The sequence below is a fragment of the Actinomycetospora sp. genome (assembly GCF_036497585.1).
GTDB lineage: Bacteria > Actinomycetota > Actinomycetes > Mycobacteriales > Pseudonocardiaceae > Actinomycetospora.
Genome location: NZ_DASXJD010000089.1, coordinates 1 through 1,855 on the forward strand (window position 1 = coordinate 1; position 1,855 = coordinate 1,855).

Genomic DNA, 1,855 nt, shown 5'->3' on the forward strand with positions numbered 1-1,855 from the left:
GCACGCACACGGCCGCAGGCCTAATGGTTCTCGGCCCGCTTGTACGACTCGCGGATCTCCTGCTCGGCGTCCGAGCGCCCCACCCACGAGGCGCCCTCCACGCTCTTGCCGGGCTCGAGGTCCTTGTAGACCTCGAAGAAGTGCTGGATCTCCAGCCGGTCGTACTCGGAGAGGTGGTGGATGTCGCGCAGGTGCTCCTGGCGCGGGTCCCTCGCAGGTACGCAGAGCACCTTGTCGTCCCCGCCCTTCTCGTCGGTCATGCGGAACATGCCGATGGCGCGGGCGAGGATGAGGCACCCGGGGAAGGTCGGCTCCTGGACGAGGACGAGTGCGTCGAGCGGGTCGCCGTCGAGGCCCAGGGTGTTCTCGATGTAGCCGTAGTCGGCCGGGTACTGCGTGGCCGTGAAGAGGGTGCGGTCCAGACGCAGGCGGTTGGACTCGTGGTCCATCTCGTACTTGTTCCGCTGCCCCTTCGGGATCTCGATCAGAACGTCGAACTCCACGGCCCGTCCTCACTGCTCCGGTGTCGCGGCCCGGGGCCGCGGCTGCTGTGTCCCGCTCGGGGACCGTTCCGGTCCGCGCCCGGGCCTCGTCACCCGACCGGACCCTCCGAACCCGTCGTGGGTCGCGTCTAGTGTGTCGCATCGCGATGGCTCCGCGACGACGGCGGGGAGTGGGTCTGGTCGCAGGGAAGGGGGCTCGTGACGGCGAGTGGTGTCGGTCACCGCGCGGGGTCCACCCCGGCGGGCGACGACGGCACGCCGGGCGCACCGGGCGGTGAGGATCCCCCCACCCAGAACCGGCACGGTGGTGGTCACCGGGCCGAGGTCTCCCGCTCGCGTCGCATCGCCCAGCGACTGCTCATCGGGCTCGTCGTGCTCCTGCTGGTCGTGGGCGCGGGCACCGCGGCGGTGCTGACCGCGCCCGGCCTGGCGCGCCGCCTCGGCCTCCCGGTGTCCGCCGCGGTGGACCCGCCGGCCCCGGTTGCCTTCGTCCCGCGGCTCGGTCCGCTGCCCGCGTCCGCGCCGACCCCGACGGCGATCGGCGTCGCGGGGGTGCTCGACGGCCGCGTCGGCGGGCTCGGCGACCTCACCGGCGTCGTCGTCGACCCGGCGCACCCGCAGCCGCCGCTGTGGTCGCGCAACCCCGCCGAGCCGCAGGTCCCGGCGTCGTCGACGAAGCTCCTCACCACCTCCGCCGCGCTCCTGTCGCTCGACCCCGGGACCCGGTTCACCACCGCGGTCGTCGCCGGCCCCACCCCCGACTCGGTGGTGCTCGTCGGCGGCGGCGACCCGACGCTGTCCTCGCTGCCCGACGGCCGCGACTCGGTCTACCCCGGCGCGGCCCACCTCGACGATCTCGTGGCCCAGGTGCGCGCCGCCCGCGGAACGGCGCCCCTCTCGACGGTCTACGTCGACGACTCCCGCTACACCGGCCCGCTCCTCGCGGCCGGCTGGGACCCGGCCGACATCGCCGGCGGCAACGTCACCCCGATGGTCCCGGCCATGCTCGACGGCGGCCGGCTCGACCCGACCGCGCTCGACGGCGCCCGCACGGCCACCCCGACCGAGGACGTCGGGCACGCGCTCGGCCAGCGGCTCGGGGCCTCGGTGCCGGTGGCCCAGCGGCAGGCCGTGCCGAACGCGCGGGTGCTCGGCAGCGTGCAGTCCCCGCCGCTGACCGAGCTGGTCCACACCGCGCTGACCAACTCCGACAACGTCCTCGCGGAGGCCATCGGCCGGGAGGTCGCCCGCCGGGCCGGCGCGCCGGCGTCGTTCGAGGGCGCCGCTTCCTCGGTGACGAGGACCCTCAGCGGCCACGGGATCGACGTGGCGTCGGTGACGCTCTCGGACAC

2 protein-coding genes are annotated in these 1,855 nt (G+C 74.7%); one reads left to right on the forward strand and one right to left on the reverse strand.

Translation table 11 applies throughout. The features are described from left to right. Positions 1-20: 20 nt before the first annotated feature. The gene (locus tag VGH76_RS07895; RefSeq protein ID WP_331556081.1) at positions 21-503 is read right to left on the reverse strand and encodes an inorganic diphosphatase; all 483 of its coding nucleotides are present in this window, start codon (positions 501-503) and stop codon (positions 21-23) included. A 198-nt stretch (positions 504-701) separates the two neighbouring features. On the opposite strand from VGH76_RS07895, the gene VGH76_RS07900 reads away from it, so the two are divergent. After that, on the forward strand, positions 702-1,855 hold a 1,154-nt coding region (locus tag VGH76_RS07900), incomplete at its 3' end, for a D-alanyl-D-alanine carboxypeptidase (protein ID WP_331556082.1).